This is a genomic window from Arthrobacter sp. SX1312 (genome assembly GCF_002929295.1).
Taxonomy (GTDB): Bacteria; Actinomycetota; Actinomycetes; order Actinomycetales; family Micrococcaceae; genus Arthrobacter_D.
The window spans coordinates 74024-88577 of record NZ_PJIM01000002.1; the positions used below are offsets into that span (position 1 = coordinate 74024).

Sequence of the window (14554 nt, forward strand, 5' to 3'; positions counted from 1 at the left end):
TGCTCCTCGAAGGCGAGAGTGTGATGCACACGAAGGTAGCAACTTAGTGAGGCGTGCATCACAGCGCAAGCCCTTCGAGCCGCGGGTTGCGCCGAACGCGCCCGGACCTGCGGCGAGTGGACGGCGCTTCCCGCCACTTCCCGGCGCTTCCCGCCACTTCCCGGCGCTTCCCGCCACTTCCCGGCGCTTCCAGCCACCTCCGGTGCCGAACCCGGCCCGTGGGAACCAGCGATCCTAGGTCATGGTCAGCAGGACCTTGCCGGTGTGCTCCCCGGAGTCGAAGTAGGTGTGCGCGTCCGCGACCTCCGCGAGCGGGAAGCTCCGGTCCACGAAGGGCCGCACCGCTCCGGACGCCACGAGCGGCCAGACGTGCTCCTGCACAGCGCGCATGATCGCGGCCTTCTCCGCGACGGGACGGGACCGCAGCGTGGTGCCGGCCACGCTCGCACGCTTGCCCATCAGCGCCGCGAGGTCGAGTTCCGCCTTCGCACCGCCCTGCAGCCCGATCACCACGAGCCGCCCGCCTGTGGCGAGCGCATCGATGTTGCGCGCCAGGTATCCCGCGCCGACGACGTCGAGGATGACGTCCACGCCCCGACCGTCCGTTGCCGCCCGGACCTCCGCGACGAAGTCCTGGTCCCGGTAGTTGATCAGGGATCCCACGCCCAGGGACCGGGCGACGTCGAGCTTGGCAGCCGATCCCGCCGTGACGTGCGGGACCGCACCGAGGGCGAGGACCACCTGGATCGCCATCAGGCCGATCCCGCCGGACGCCCCGTGGATCAGGACGTGGTCACCGGCCTCGAGTCCGGCCTGCAGCACGAGATTGGACCAGACGGTCGCGGCGGTCTCGGGGAGCGCGGCGGCCTCCACGAGGCCCACGCCCGCCGGCGCCAAAATCGCCTGCCCCGCCGGCACAGCGACCTGGTCGGCGTATCCGCCGCCGGCCAGCAGTGCGACGACGGCGTCCCCGACCGCGAAGCCGGTCTCGCCCGGGTCCGCCACGTGCCCCGAGACCTCCAGCCCCGGGACGGCGGACGCCCCGGCGGGCGGAGGGTAGAAGCCGCGCCGCTGCTGCACATCGGCGCGGTTGAGGCCCGCGGCGAGGACGTCGATGAGCACCTCGCCGGCGGCCCGCACCGGTGCGGAGACCTCCTGCACCGAGAGCACCTCCGGCCCACCAGCCCCCTCGATCACGACTGCGCGCACGCCGACCTCCACTCTCTCCCGGGTATTTGGGCGTCACCTGCCCCGCATGAAACACTAACGGCGGGAAGGTTGTCCGAGCGGCCGAAGGAGCTGGTCTTGAAAACCAGTGGGCGGTTACCCCGTCTCAAGGGTTCGAATCCCTTACCTTCCGCGAGAGCGCCGCACCTGCGCTGACACGAGGCCGGTCGGGCCGATCGAAGGATCGGCTCGATCGGCCTCTGTCGTTGCGCAGGCCTTCTCACGGGCCGGACGGTATGCCTATACGGCGTCGGATGCCTCCAGGCGGCCCGAACGGACCGCCTTCGCGAAGGCCTCGTAGTCGCGTTCGTTCTGATCGGCGTAGCGCTGTGAGAAGTCGGTGATGGAGCGGTCGAATTTGTCGCTCTTCCCGAGGTAGGCGGAGATCGCGATCGGGTCGCCGGAGCGGGCGTGCGCCCGGGCCAGGGTCCAGCCGCAGGCGTCGGCGTAGAAGGTCAGGGCGAGCGGTCTCATCTCCTCGACGACGGCCGAGCCCTTCATGTCGCGCAGTTGGCGCCAGTACAGGTACCGGTTGTCCTGTACACCCTTGGTCCATCCCAGGAAGATGTCGCTCGCGGCCTGCATCATCCGCTGCCCCTGCACCACGCGCTCGCCCGGCTGCTTGAACCGGCTCTTCGGCAAGTGGTCCTCGAGCACCGACCTCGTGGCCTCCTTGACCTGCAGGAACAGGGGATCCTGCTGGTCGCGGCCCTGCAGCAGGGCGATGAACGCCCGCGTGCCGACGCTGCCGACCCCCACGACCTTCCGGGCGACGTCGACGACCTCGAAGCGTTCCAGCAGCTGGCGCCGGTCGGCGGGCAGGGTGGCACGGTAGGACCGCAACTGCTTACGGATGGCGGGTCCCACCTCATCGGGCGACATGCCGTACACCTCGCCCAGCTCCCGCACCGGGATGACGATCGGTGGCTGACTGACGATCCGGTACTTCCCGTCCACGAGCTCGGCAAGTTTGGACAGTGCGTGCAGGCTGTCCCGGGCGCGGGCCTTGTCGACGTTCCGTCGAGCTGCCTTCGCCCCGCTCTCGGCCTTCTTCAGGGCCTTGCCCTTCTGGGTACCCACGGCCAGGTCCATGGCTTCCATCAGCCGCTCCTCGGAGAAACGGGCGTACCAGATGTCCAGCGTGCGCATCTGCGCGAACCCCGCCATCGCTTCGCGGTAGGCCCGCACGGCCGTGAGCGTCACGTCGCGCACCTCCTCCGCGGTGAACGCGTTGTTCCGTGCAGCGATCGTGAAACTCGCGGCCATGCGCTTGACGTCGTACTCGAACGGTCCCGGAAGGGTCTCGTCGAAGTCGTTCAGGTCGAACAGCAGGTTCCGCTCCGGCGAGGCGAAGACGCCGAAGTTGGACAGGTGGGCGTCCCCGCACAGCTGGGAGACCAGGCCCGCCCGCGGAGTGTCCTTCAGGTCGGCGGCCATGATCCTGGCCGCACCCCGGTAGAACGTGAACGGTGAGGCCATCATCCGCCCGTGCCGCACCGGCAGGAGATCCTGGTCGCGGGTGAGGTTCTGTTCCTCGAGCAGCGCGACCGGATCCGGGCGGTCGGACGAGGGGACCCATCCCTTGTGGCCGGAAACCGGCGACTTCTCCCGGCATGCCTTGCCCCTCGCAGCACGTTCCTCGGCACTCCTGTGCTTGACCTTGGTCTCGGCCATGATCGGTGGCCTCCCTCTTCCGTCAGGGAACCGGCACCGGGGGTCCGGGGGGCGGTCCGTGCTCAGCGCGCGAACGCGCCATGTCTTGGTGTTCCACGGCGAACCCGGCGGAGTGACGAGTGCGCCGCCGGTCACGGTAGTGCTCACGATCGTCGTGTACCTCCTCCACAGGGGGTGACCACGCGGACCGCTCGGCCATCGCCGTCGGGTGGGGCTTTGTCCTCTGGCCGGACCGCCCGGAGGGCGGGAGACTTGCCCGGGCCCCTACGCCATCCCGAATCCCGCGAGTCGAGCAGGTACCTGATGAGCCTTCCGAGCAGAGGCGGCGTCCAGACGGCGCCGTGGCGATGACCCTGGCCCAGAGCCTCTTCCCGATCATCATCTTCTGGGCCCTGATCGGCGGCCTGGGTGCCTCGCTCCTCCTTCCCGCCACGCAGTTCCTCATCCATGGCACTGGATGTCGTCGGATCGATCCTGTCCATCGTGGGCATCGGCGGAGTGGTACTCGGCATCCTGGTGTGGCAGGAGGGCGGCGAATCGGTGGGAGCACTCCTGACGGTGGGCGTCGTGGGGCTGGGCAGCCTGGTCTACTGGCTCGTTCAGCGCAAACGCCACAGCAAGCCGACGCTGCTGGACCCGGACCTGTTCCAGGCGAAGACCTTCCGCTTCGGCGCCACCGGCCAGATGCTCCAGCAGATCGCCCTGGGGGGCACGATGATCGTGCTGCCCATCTAACTGCAGATGGTGCTCGGCTACAACGCGATGGAGTCAGGGCTCTCGATCGCCCCGCTCTCCCTCACCATGTTCGCCGTCGCCCTGCTGGTCGGGAAGAAATCCGGCGCGCGACGCCCGGCGGGTCTCATGCGGTGGGGCTTCCTGCTGCTGCTCGTGGGTCTGGCACTGCTGGTCCCGGTCGTGCCGCGCGCGGACTCCGGCTGATGGCTCCTGATCCCGCTGGTCATCGCCGGTGGCGGGCTCGGACTGCTGGTATTCCAGCTCAACAACTACACCCTGTCCCCCATTTCGGACGAGCGGGTCAGTGAGGCCGCCAGCGTGAATTCGGCCGCGGGATCCTTCGGTCTGTCGTTCGGGCTCGCCTTCGCCGGCGGGATCATGCTGGCGTCGCTCTCCACCATCTTCATCGGCATGGCGACCTCCAGCACCGTCCTCCCGTCCGCCGAGCAGCAGCAGGTGGCGACGGCCCTCGAAGAGGACGCCCAGGTGGTGAGCAACACCCAGCTCGAGGAGATCCTCGTGGGCCAGCCGGAGGAGATCCAGGACGAGATCATCCGCATCAACACGGAGGCACGGCCCCTTGCCCTCCAGATCGCCCTGTTCGTCCCTATCCTCGCCGGGCTCGCAGGGCTCGTCACATCCTTCCGTATGATGCGGATCCCCGACCCCAAGCCTGCCGGTACCGGCGGGGGGAGCGTCCTGGGCTGAGTCCCCGACCGCCTGGTCGGGCCGTCGCGCCTCGACAGTGGCCTCCGCCGTGGTGCCCCGCGCCGTCGTGCGGTACTGTCCCGAGGAGCAGCAGCCGCGCCACGAATGCGTGGCCTGGGACAGGGGTTCTATGGGTAGCCGGCAGGGCGGACGGGCGTCGCGGCGCCGTCGGGGTGCAGCGGTGTCGGTCCTGGCGTCGGTCGCGACGACCGCCCTGATCGCAGGGTGCGGCGTCTTCGGGGCGGAGGAGCCGGAGCGCCGACCCGGCTCCACCGGGACGGCCGAGACCCCCACGACGGAGCCGGAGCGCCGCGCGGGCTCCGCCGGGACGGCCGAGACCCCCACGGCGACCTCCCGGATCGCCGTGGGTGATTGCATCGATGACCCCGGCATGGAGGACCACTCGGACATCGCCGTGATCCCGTGCGATGAACAGCACGTGTTCGAGGCCTTCGCCACCACGCAGATGCCCGAGGGCGAGTATCCAGGCCAGGGCGGGGCCAACACCGCGGCCACCGACTTCTGCGCCGAGGAGTTCGAGAGCTTCATCGGCGTGGATTACGACACCTCCGTCCTCGAACTGCTCTATTTCTATCCCGTCGAGGAGAGCTGGGACGCCGAGGGCGACCGGAAGATCCTGTGCTTCGTCGCGGAACAGGAGGAGACGCCGGTGACAGGAACGCTGCGAGATGCGGGTCGATAGCACCATTCGTCCATGGATGACGGCCAGTGGCCCCGGATCTTCCGGGGCCTCTGGTGTTTTAGTAACCCGTTGTTAACGATGTTCTGGTTGGCTACTCCTGGGGATAGGAATGTCACCTGCGTCACATACGGTGCACATGCCAATACGTCCACCCACCACGGGTCGGCGGGCTTCACTCGCGGCCGCTGTCGCGGCCATCGTCAAGGAGAAGAAAGAACGAATGGCTAATTCGTCATGGAAGGGAGCGCTCTGTGCGGCGCTGTCGGTAGGGCTCATGGCCTCACCGATGATCGCACTGCCGGCCAACGCGGTCGAGACACCCCCGGGTACGGCGTCCGTCACAGGAGACGGCGTCATCATCAACGAGGCGTACCTCACGGGCGGTTCTTCGGGAACACCCCTCAGCAACAAGTACGTGGAGCTCTACAACCCGACCGACGCTCCGGTGAGCCTCGACGGCTGGTCGCTGCAGTACCGCGCACCGGGCTCCACCGCCACACCCAGTGCCACCGTGCTCCGCGGCACCATCCCGGCCAAGGGCTACTTCCTGATCCAGGGCGGCAGCAACGGTGCGAACGGCGCGGCCCTGCCCGCCCCTGACCTCACCAGCGGCTTCAACCCCGGCGCGCCGGGCGGCGTGATCATCCTGGCGAACCAGACCACCAGTGTCGGGGTCCTGCCGCTGGGCAGCATCGTGGGCACGCCCGGCGTCGTCGACGCCCTGGGTTACGGCACCGCGAACGCCTTCGAGGGCACCGCCGCCGCCACACCGGGCGCGGGCAGCACGAAGTCCGCCAACCGCACCGGATTCGTGGACACGGACAACAACGGCGCCGACTTCACGCTGCAGGACACCACGCCGATGAACGCGACCGGCCAGGCCGGCACGCCCACCCCGACGCCGACCCCGACGCCGACTCCGACGCCGACCGACCCCCCGGTGCCGGGCGTCGTCACCCCTATCCGTGACATCCAGGGCTCCGGCTCCGCCACACCCCTGGCCGGACAGACCGTCACCACGCGCGGGAAGGTCACCGCGGCCTACCCGACGGGCGGCTTCGCGGGCTTCTACCTCCAGGCCGCCGGCAGCTCGGCAGCCGCCGACCAGACCGCCTCGGACGCCATCTTCGTCTACTCCCCCGCAACCGTCGGCTCCGTCGCCGTGGGCGACTACGTAGAGGTCACCGGCATCGCCGGCGAGTTCTTCAACCTGACGCAGCTCACCGTCGCCGCAGGCGGCACGGTCAAGCTCACCGAGCCCGCCGAGGAAGCGAAGGCCTCCGCCATCGCGCTCCCCGCCACGGATGCCGCGCGTGAAGCCGTGGAGGGCATGCTCTTCCAGCCCTCCACGGCCTTCACCGTGGCCGACAACTACGCCCTGAACCAGTACGGCGAAGTCACCCTCGCGGCCGGGGCCGAGCGCCTCCGCCAGCCGACCGACGTCGCACGCCCCGGCACGCCCGAGAACGCTGCGGTCATCGCCGACAACGCCGCCCGGAGCATCAGGCTCGACGACGGTGCGTCCACCAACTTCTTCACCCAGGTCAACCGCGGCGAGGTGCTGCCGTACCTCACGCCGTCGCAGCCCGTCCGCGTCGGCTACAGCGCGCAGTTCACCTCCCCGGTGGTCCTCGACTACCGCAACAGCGCCTGGAAGTTCCAGCCGCTGGCCGAACTCGACGGCGCCCGCCCGGACGGCGTCCAGCCCGTGCAGTTCGCCGGCGAGCGCCCTGCCGCCCCCGAGGAGGTCGGCGGGAACGTCAAGATCGCCTCGTTCAACGTGCTGAACTACTTCGCGACCACCGGTGAGCAGCTCACGGGCTGCACCTACAACACGGACCGCGCGGGGAACCCCATCACGGTGAGAGGCGGATGCGATGCCCGCGGCGCCGCGAACCAGGAGAGCTTCGAGCGCCAGGAGGCGAAGATCGTCTCGGCGATCAACGCACTCGACGCCGACGTCGTCACCCTCATGGAGATCGAGAACTCGGCGAAGTTCGGCAAGGATCGCGACTTCGCCCTCAAGACCCTCACCGACGCGCTCAACGAGCAGGCGCCGGGCACCTGGGACTACGTCCGCTCCCCCGCGGCCCTGCCGGCGCTGGAGAACGAGGACGTCATCCGCACGGCCCTGATCTACAAGAAGGCCACCGCCGAGCCCGTGGGCGAGTCCGTCATCCTCGACGACAACGTGGTGTTCACCAACGCGCGCAAGCCCCTGGCACAGGCCTTCAAGCCCGTCGGCGGGACCGAGGACGAGACCTTCCTCGCCATCGTCAACCACTTCAAGTCCAAGGGATCCGGTCCGAGCTCGGGCACCAACGCCGACACCGGTGACGGCCAGGGCGCCTGGAACGCCGCGCGCGTGGACCAGGCCCGGGCCCTCGTCGCGTTCGCCGATTCCATGAAGACGACGGCGAAGACGGACAAGGTCTTCCTGACCGGCGACTTCAACTCCTACACGCAGGAGGACCCCATGCAGGTCCTCTACGAGGCGGGATACGTCAACCAGGCCGAGAAGGACGACAGCTTCTCCTACGTCTTCTCGGGCCTCAGCGGCTCCCTCGACCACATCCTGGCGTCGCCGACGGCGGACGCCACGGTGTCCGGGGTGGACACGTGGAACATCAACTCCGTCGAGTCGGTGGCCCTCGAGTACAGCCGCTACAACAACAACGTCACCGACTACTACCAGGCGGATCCCTACCGCGCCAGCGACCACGACCCCGTGGTGGTCGGCCTGAACCTCGCACCGGCCGATACCACCGCGGAACTCAACCTCCTGAACATCAACGACTTCCACGGTCGCATCGACTCCAACACGGTGCGCTTCGCCGGGACCGTCGAGAAGCTCCGTGCCGAGTTCGGCGATGAGAAGACGGCCTTCCTCTCGGCCGGTGACAACATCGGCGCGTCCCTGTTCGCTTCGGCGCTGCAGGACGACCAGCCGACGATCGACGTCCTGAACACCCTGGAACTCCGCGCATCCGCCGTGGGCAACCACGAGTTCGACAAGGGCTTCGGCGATCTGACCGGCCGTGTCGCCGACGCCGCGGACTTCCCGTACCTGGGCGCCAACGTGTACACCAAGGGCACCACCGAGCCCGCCCTCGACGAGTACTCGATCATCACGGTCGACGGCGTCGACATCGCGGTGATCGGTGTGGTCACCGAGGAGACCGCGTCACTCGTCAGCCCCGGCGGCATCGCGACCGTCGACTTCGGGGATCCTGTCGAGGCGGTCAACCGCGTCGCGCAGGAGATCGAAGCACAGGACCTCGCCGACGTCATCGTCGCCGAGTACCACGAGGGTGCCGGGGACGGCGCCGTCGAGGGTGCAACCCTGGAGCAGGAAGTCGCAGCAGGTGGCGTGTTCGCCGAGATCGTCACGGAGACGACGCCCCTCGTGGACGCCATCTTCACCGGCCACACGCACAAGCAGTACGCGTGGGACGCCCCCGTCCCCGGCGCCGCAGGCGAGACCCGGCCCATCCTCCAGACCGGGTCCTACGGCGAGTTCGTCGGCCAGATCACGCTGACCGTCGACACCACGACGGGCGACGTCGCGTCCTACACGGCCCGCAACGTCGCACGCTCCACCGAGACGGATGCAGCCCTCGTCGCGGCCTACCCGCGCGTCGCCGCGGTGAAGACCATCGTCGATGCGGCCCTCGCGCAGGCGAAGGTCATCGGCGACCAGCCGGTCGGTGCGGTCACCGGGGACATCACCACGGCCTTCACGGGTGCAACCCGTGACGACCGCGCCAACGAGTCCACGCTGGGCAACCTCGTCGCCGACTCCCTGCGGGCCAGCCTCGCACCGGCCGAACGCGGCGGTGCGCAGATCGGCGTCGTCAACCCGGGCGGGCTCCGCAACGAGCTCTACTACGCTCCGGACGGCGTCGTGACGTTCGCCGAGGCGAATGCGGTCCTGCCGTTCGTCAACGACCTCTGGACCACCACCCTGACCGGTGCGCAGTTCAAGGCCATGCTCGAGCAGCAGTGGCAGCCGGACGGCAACACGCGGTCCTTCCTGGCCCTCGGCCTGTCGGACAACGTGAGTGTCACCTACGACCCGGCCCTCGCCCGGGGTTCGAGGATCACCTCGGTGACGATCGACGGCGCACCGCTCGATCCGGCCAAGGACTACCGGATCGGCACGTTCAGCTTCCTGGCGCAGGGTGGCGACAACTTCACGGTCTTCCGTGAGGGCACCGACACCCGCGAATCGGGACTCGTTGACCGTGACGCGTGGATCGACTACGTGCGCGCCAACAGCCCGCTGTCGCCGTCGTTCGACCGCCGCAGCGTGCAGGTGCAGGGTGCCCCGACCACGGTGAAGGCCGGTGACGCCGTCTCCTTCACGGTGTCGAAGCTGGATCTCACCTCACTCGGCAGCCCGACCAACACCACGCTGGCCGCGAGCTTCGTGGCTGCGGACGGCACGGTCACCGAGCTGGGCAGTGTCCCGGTCACGGCCGGCAGCGCCACGGTGAACCTCACCGTTCCCGCAACGGCAAGCGGACAGGGGCGCATCGTCCTGACGGCCGCTCCGAGCGCGACGACCGTGACCCTGCCGGTCACCGTCGAGGCCGTCACCCCGACGGAACCGCCCGTGCCGCCCGCACCGGAGAAGCCGGAGAAGCCGGTGAAACCGGTCAAGCCCGTCAAGCCGGAGAAGCCCGTCAAGCCGATCAAGCCCGGCAAGCCGGCCTGCTCCGAACCGACGGCACCGGCCGAGGGCGCGAACAACGGCAGCTGGGTCAGCTACCGCGCGCACCTGGCGAACTACGACCGCTGCCTCAAGGGCTAGGTCGGCCGCCGGTCGCCCCGCGACCGGTCGGAGATGACAGAGGGACCCCCGCCGGTTCGATACGGGCGGGGGTCCCTCTGTCGTTCGACGTGCCTGGTGCGGACTCCGTTGTCCGTCCGGCCTTCCGCCCCTGACCGGAGGCGGGCGTCAGCCCGCCGCCGACGCGTCAACTGGGGTCCAGGCCTCGTTCAGCTCGGCCCCGGAGCGCCGCTCGCCCGACGGAACCACACGCGGTGTCCGCGCCGACGCCCGGTCCAGGACGGCGCCCGCGATCGCGTCGGCGTCGAGCAGGGTCCTGCTGCCCGCCTCCAGCGCCGCGCCGGCGTGGGCGGCGATCGCCGTGCCCCACTGCACGGACGTGAGCTGGAGGCCGATGACGAAGAGGGATTCCTGCTCCCGGCCGGACCGGTCGACGGCCCGGTACGGCGGCGGGGTGACATCCAGCCCGTCGGAGGTGACGGGGGTCCCGGTCTCCCCCATGAACGTCGCCGGCCGGACCATCCCCTGCTGCAGCATCTGGCGCATCAGTGGGGAGAGGCTCGTGGACACCCGGTTCGCCGGCATCATCGCCTCGACGAGATAGTGCGCCGTGAACGAGTCCCCCGAGACCCACGGTGAGGCAGCCCGGAACAGACCGGCCTCCGGGTCGAAACCGAAACCGGGGTTGGGCCCGACGAAACGGACGATCCCGGCCCGGACGAGCGCCGCGAGCTGTGCGATGCGCAGCGGGGGCGGGCCGCTCGCAAGGCCCTCGACCAGCGGCTCGAACCACCCGCGCAGCTCCGCGTTCCAGGACGAGACGGAGATCCCGCCGTCCGCCACGGCCTGCTTGATCACCGTGCGCCCGGCATTCAGGGCACCGATCGCCATCTTGAGCGGGTCGTCCTCGCCCTTCGCCGACCCCGCGGCATCCGCGTCGAGGTAGGCGAGCACCGTCGCGGTGAAGGCTGCACCGTCCGCGAAGCGACGTCCGGCGAAGGGGTGGGCGAGGGCTTCGACGTCGAGCCTCAGCTCCACCGGCACGGCCCGCGCGACGGCCTCCCCGGCGGCGGCCTCCCAGCCCGGTCCGTCGCTCACGAGGGCAGCATCGAGTCCGGCGAGGAACATATCGGGCGGCGTGAGGAGCGCAGCAGGCGCGGTGCGGCTGAGGGTCGAGTAGTAGGTCCAGAGCACGTCGCGGTGCAGGAGGGGCCAGAGGTCGTGGTCGAAACCCGGCTGGACGCCGGACGCCCGGAACGCGAGGGCGTGTTCGGGGGTGCAGAAACGCAGCACGACGCTGCGCGGGAAGTACGAGTCGAGGGACGCCTTCGCACGGTAGGGGACGCCGCGTCTCGACCCGGCCACGAGGCGGGGCTCCTTCCCGGACGGCGTGTAGACGAGCCGACCGTCGTCCTCGCTGGAGAACCGGCCGCCGCGACCCTCCGTCAGCTGGATCATGGCGTCGAAGAAGTTGAGCCCGAGTCCGCGGACCAGGACGGTCTTCCCCGCCGGAAGGCGGTTCCAGGCGACGTCGGCCGGGACTGCGGGCGGCCAGTACTGCAGTCCGTGCCGCGCCGCGGCGTCCTGGAGCCGGCCCTGGTCCGGGGTCAGGGTCGCCGCGAGATGGCCGAGCGCCAGGACGACGTCGTCGGCATCGAACTGCGACCCGTCGTCGAGGGTGATCCGCCACTCCCGGCCACCGCGTCCGGCGGAAGCGTCGCGGTGTCGAGCCGCCGCGCTGTGGTCGAGGCCGACCGCCTCGTTGCGGTGATGGACCACTGCGACACCCGGCGGCGCCGTCCGAACCACCTCGGTGAACACCCAGGCGAGGTACCGGCCGTAGAGCGCCCTGCTCGGGAAGTCCCGCGAGGCGAGTCCCCTGCATTCCGCCACGTCGTCGTTGTCGAGCCCCGGGACGAGGCCGGCGACCACACGGTCGCGCCACGCGTCGAAGGACAGCCCCACGGACGACTCCGGGATGCTCGCGGCCGGGGCCCCGACCGGCACCACCGTCGGATACAGGCAGGGCGTGTTCATCAGGAAGAGCCGTGACTGGTCCGGGCGCCAGACGTGGCCCGGTCCGGGGTCGTGCGGTTCGACGACGCGGATGACCAGCGCGGGAGCGGACGCCCCGAGGGCCCGATGTCCGGCGATCAGCCGCTCGACCACGGAGGTGCCGCGAGGTCCACCACCGATGACGGCCACCTGTCGTGCGTCCTGATTCTCCACCTTGCAAGAGTATCCAACGTGGCGCCTGCGCCGGTCCGCCGGGATGCCGGGCTTGGTGACGCTTCCACGTCCCTGCATAGGATGGGCGCATGACGCTGCACACGGATGACCCCGCCATGACGGACGACCCCTTCCTCTGGCTGGAGGACATCTACGGCGAGCGCCAGCTCGACTGGGTACGCGCCGAGAATGCCCTGACGGAGGCTGCTCTGGTCACCCCGGACTTCGGAATCCGCGAGCGCGGGATCCTCGAAGTGCTCGACTCCACCGACCGCATCCCGATGGTGGGCAAGCACGGCGACTTCTACTACAACTTCTGGCGCGACGCCGCGCACCGGCAGGGCATCTGGCGCCGCACGACCTGGGAGAGCTATGCCTCCGACGACCCGCAGTGGGAGCTCCTCCTCGACGTCGATGCCCTGAGTGCCGCCGAGGGCACGGACTGGGTCTGGGGCGGCGCGCTCTTCCTGCGCCCCGCGGACGGCGAAGCCCACGAGCGGGTCCTCGTGGTGCTCTCCCCCGACGGAGGCGACGCCGCACGGTACCGCGAGTTCGACCTCGGCACCCTGGCCTTCGTGGACGGCGGGTTCGACATCCCGGCGGCCAAGAGCCGCATCACGTGGGCGGGGCCGGACACCCTGTATGTCGGCACCGACTTCGGGCCCGGCTCCATGACATCGAGTTCCTACCCCCGGACCGTCCGCACCCTGCAGCGCGGCGGCACCCTGGACGACGCCGACGAGTACTTCGGCGTGGACGAGGACCACATGATGGCCCTCGTCCTGCACGATTCCACGCCCGGCTTCGTGCGCGATGTCGCCGTCGACACCATCGACTTCTACACGCGCCGCACCTACCTCCGGCGGGACGGGTCGTGGCAGCTGATCGAGGTGCCGGAGGACGCGAGTATCTCCCTGCACCGCGAATGGCTGATCGTGCGCCCCCGCACGGACTGGACCGTCGACGGCAGCACGCACGCCGCCGGGTCGCTGCTCGTCATCGGGTTCGAGGCGTTCCTCGCCGGCGGGCGCTCCTTCGCCACCGTGTTCGCCCCTGACGCGTCGACGTCCCTGCAGTCCTGGAGCTGGACCCGGGACTACCTGCTGTTGAACCTGCTGCGCGACGTCTCCTCAGAGATCCGCATCCTCGACCCCGCGCAGGGCTGGGCGGCGGAACTCCTCGACGCCTGCCCGCCGCTGCACTCCGTGGACGCCTACGCCGTCGACGACGAGGACGACGACGCCGGCAACGACTACTGGCTGATCGCCACCGGCTTCCTCACACCCTCGACGCTCTACCGCGGGACCATCGGCGGGGACCACACCGCCGTCAAGTCGTCGCCGTCGTACTTCGACGAGGACCGCTACGCGGTCGAGCAGCACTTCGCGGTCTCCGACGACGGCACGCGGGTCCCGTATTTCCAGATCGCCGCGAAGAACCTGGTGCTCGACGGCGGGAACCCCACCCTGCTCTCCGGGTACGGCGGCTTCGAGCACTCCATGACGCCCGCCTACAGCGGCGTGATCGGCCGCGGCTGGCTGGACCGCGTCACCGACGACGGCCGCGCCGGTGTCTACGTGCTGGCGAACATCCGCGGCGGCGGCGAGTACGGACCCGCGTGGCACCGCGCAGCCCTGCACGCCGATCGGCACCGCGCGTACGAGGACTTCGCGGCGATCGCCGAGGACCTGGTGCAGCGCGGCGTGACGGCGCCGGCCCTGCTGGGCTGCACCGGTCGGAGCAACGGCGGCCTCCTCGTGGGCAACATGCTCACCGCCTACCCGCACCTGTTCGGCGCCGTCTCCTGCGGTGTCCCGCTGCTGGACATGCGCCGGTACACGAAGCTCTCCGCCGGGTACTCGTGGATCGCCGAGTACGGCGACCCGGACAAGCCGGAGGAGTGGGAGTACGTCCGGACGTTCTCGCCCTACCACCTGCTGCGCGACGACGTGGCCTACCCGAAGACCCTGATCTGGACGGCGACGAGCGACGACCGCGTGGGGCCTGTCCAGGCCCGCAAGATGGCCGCGAGGATGAAGGACCTCGGCGTCGGGAACGTCTGGTTCCACGAGGCGCTCGAGGGCGGGCATGCGGGTGCGGCGGACAACCGGCAGGCCGCAAGGATGCACGCCATGAGCTTCGAGTTCCTCTGGCGGGCCCTGACCGGCTCCCTCTGACCGGCGGCGATCCGCTCGCCCCGCCCGACCCGTCGCCGGTCCGTCCGGGGCCGGGTGCCTGTTTTGCTCTTGCCGTCCCCTTCTGGGTAACCTTGGGAGGCTAGCGATAGCCGATGGAGACGTGCCAGAGCGGCCGAATGGGCTTCACTGCTAATGAAGTGTGGGCCTAAAGCCTACCGGGGGTTCAAATCCCCCCGTCTCCGCTGGAAGGGCCCCTAGAAATAGGGGCTCTTTTTTCGTCTCCGGGCAACCGGAGACGTCACGACCGGCGCTACATCCAGCCTCAGCGCCAACAGCAACGCCCGGGAT

9 protein-coding genes and 2 tRNA genes are annotated in these 14554 nt (G+C 69.7%); 8 read left to right on the top strand and 3 right to left on the bottom strand.

The features are described from left to right. Positions 1-234: 234 nt before the first annotated feature. Positions 235-1209 (bottom strand): NAD(P)H-quinone oxidoreductase, encoded by a 975-nt coding sequence (locus CXQ92_RS07800; RefSeq protein ID WP_104168145.1) that lies wholly within the window; start codon positions 1207-1209, stop codon positions 235-237. Between the two features lie 63 nt (positions 1210-1272). Here CXQ92_RS07800 and CXQ92_RS07805 point away from each other — a divergent pair. Beyond that, a tRNA-Ser gene (locus CXQ92_RS07805) sits at positions 1273-1360 on the top strand. A gap of 107 nt (positions 1361-1467) precedes the next feature. Here CXQ92_RS07805 and CXQ92_RS07810 read toward each other — a convergent pair. After that, positions 1468-2901, bottom strand: coding sequence for a DUF2252 domain-containing protein (locus tag CXQ92_RS07810; RefSeq protein ID WP_104166984.1), 1434 nt, complete (start codon positions 2899-2901; stop codon positions 1468-1470). A 447-nt stretch (positions 2902-3348) separates the two neighbouring features. Here CXQ92_RS07810 and CXQ92_RS18795 point away from each other — a divergent pair, with 447 nt between their 5' ends. The 5 genes from CXQ92_RS18795 (at position 3349) to CXQ92_RS07825 (ending at position 9860) form a co-directional block, all read left to right on the top strand. Next, positions 3349-3636, top strand: coding sequence for a hypothetical protein (locus tag CXQ92_RS18795; RefSeq protein ID WP_219815696.1), 288 nt, complete (start codon positions 3349-3351; stop codon positions 3634-3636). A 6-nt stretch (positions 3637-3642) separates the two neighbouring features. Then, on the top strand, positions 3643-3840 hold the full coding sequence (locus CXQ92_RS18800) for a hypothetical protein (RefSeq protein WP_219815697.1): 198 nt from the start codon (positions 3643-3645) through the stop codon (positions 3838-3840). A gap of 114 nt (positions 3841-3954) precedes the next feature. Beyond that, complete coding sequence (locus CXQ92_RS18805; RefSeq protein WP_219815698.1) at positions 3955-4344, top strand: hypothetical protein; 390 nt, start codon at positions 3955-3957, stop codon at positions 4342-4344. Between the two features lie 130 nt (positions 4345-4474). Then, the gene (locus CXQ92_RS07820) at positions 4475-5047 is read left to right on the top strand and encodes a septum formation family protein (protein ID WP_104166986.1); all 573 of its coding nucleotides are present in this window, start codon (positions 4475-4477) and stop codon (positions 5045-5047) included. A 220-nt stretch (positions 5048-5267) separates the two neighbouring features. Further along, positions 5268-9860: an ExeM/NucH family extracellular endonuclease gene (locus CXQ92_RS07825; RefSeq protein ID WP_104166988.1), complete on the top strand. Its 4593-nt coding sequence runs from the start codon at positions 5268-5270 to the stop codon at positions 9858-9860. Between the two features lie 147 nt (positions 9861-10007). On the opposite strand, the gene CXQ92_RS07830 is transcribed toward CXQ92_RS07825, so the two are convergent. Next, on the bottom strand, positions 10008-12068 hold the full coding sequence (locus CXQ92_RS07830) for an FAD/NAD(P)-binding domain-containing protein (protein ID WP_258069809.1): 2061 nt from the start codon (positions 12066-12068) through the stop codon (positions 10008-10010). A gap of 89 nt (positions 12069-12157) precedes the next feature. Between CXQ92_RS07830 and CXQ92_RS07835 the strand changes: the two genes are divergently transcribed. Both CXQ92_RS07835 and CXQ92_RS07840 read left to right on the top strand, forming a co-directional pair. Next, complete coding sequence (locus tag CXQ92_RS07835; protein WP_104166992.1) at positions 12158-14245, top strand: prolyl oligopeptidase family protein; 2088 nt, start codon at positions 12158-12160, stop codon at positions 14243-14245. Between the two features lie 115 nt (positions 14246-14360). After that, a tRNA-Ser gene (locus tag CXQ92_RS07840) sits at positions 14361-14448 on the top strand. Positions 14449-14554: the final 106 nt, after the last annotated feature.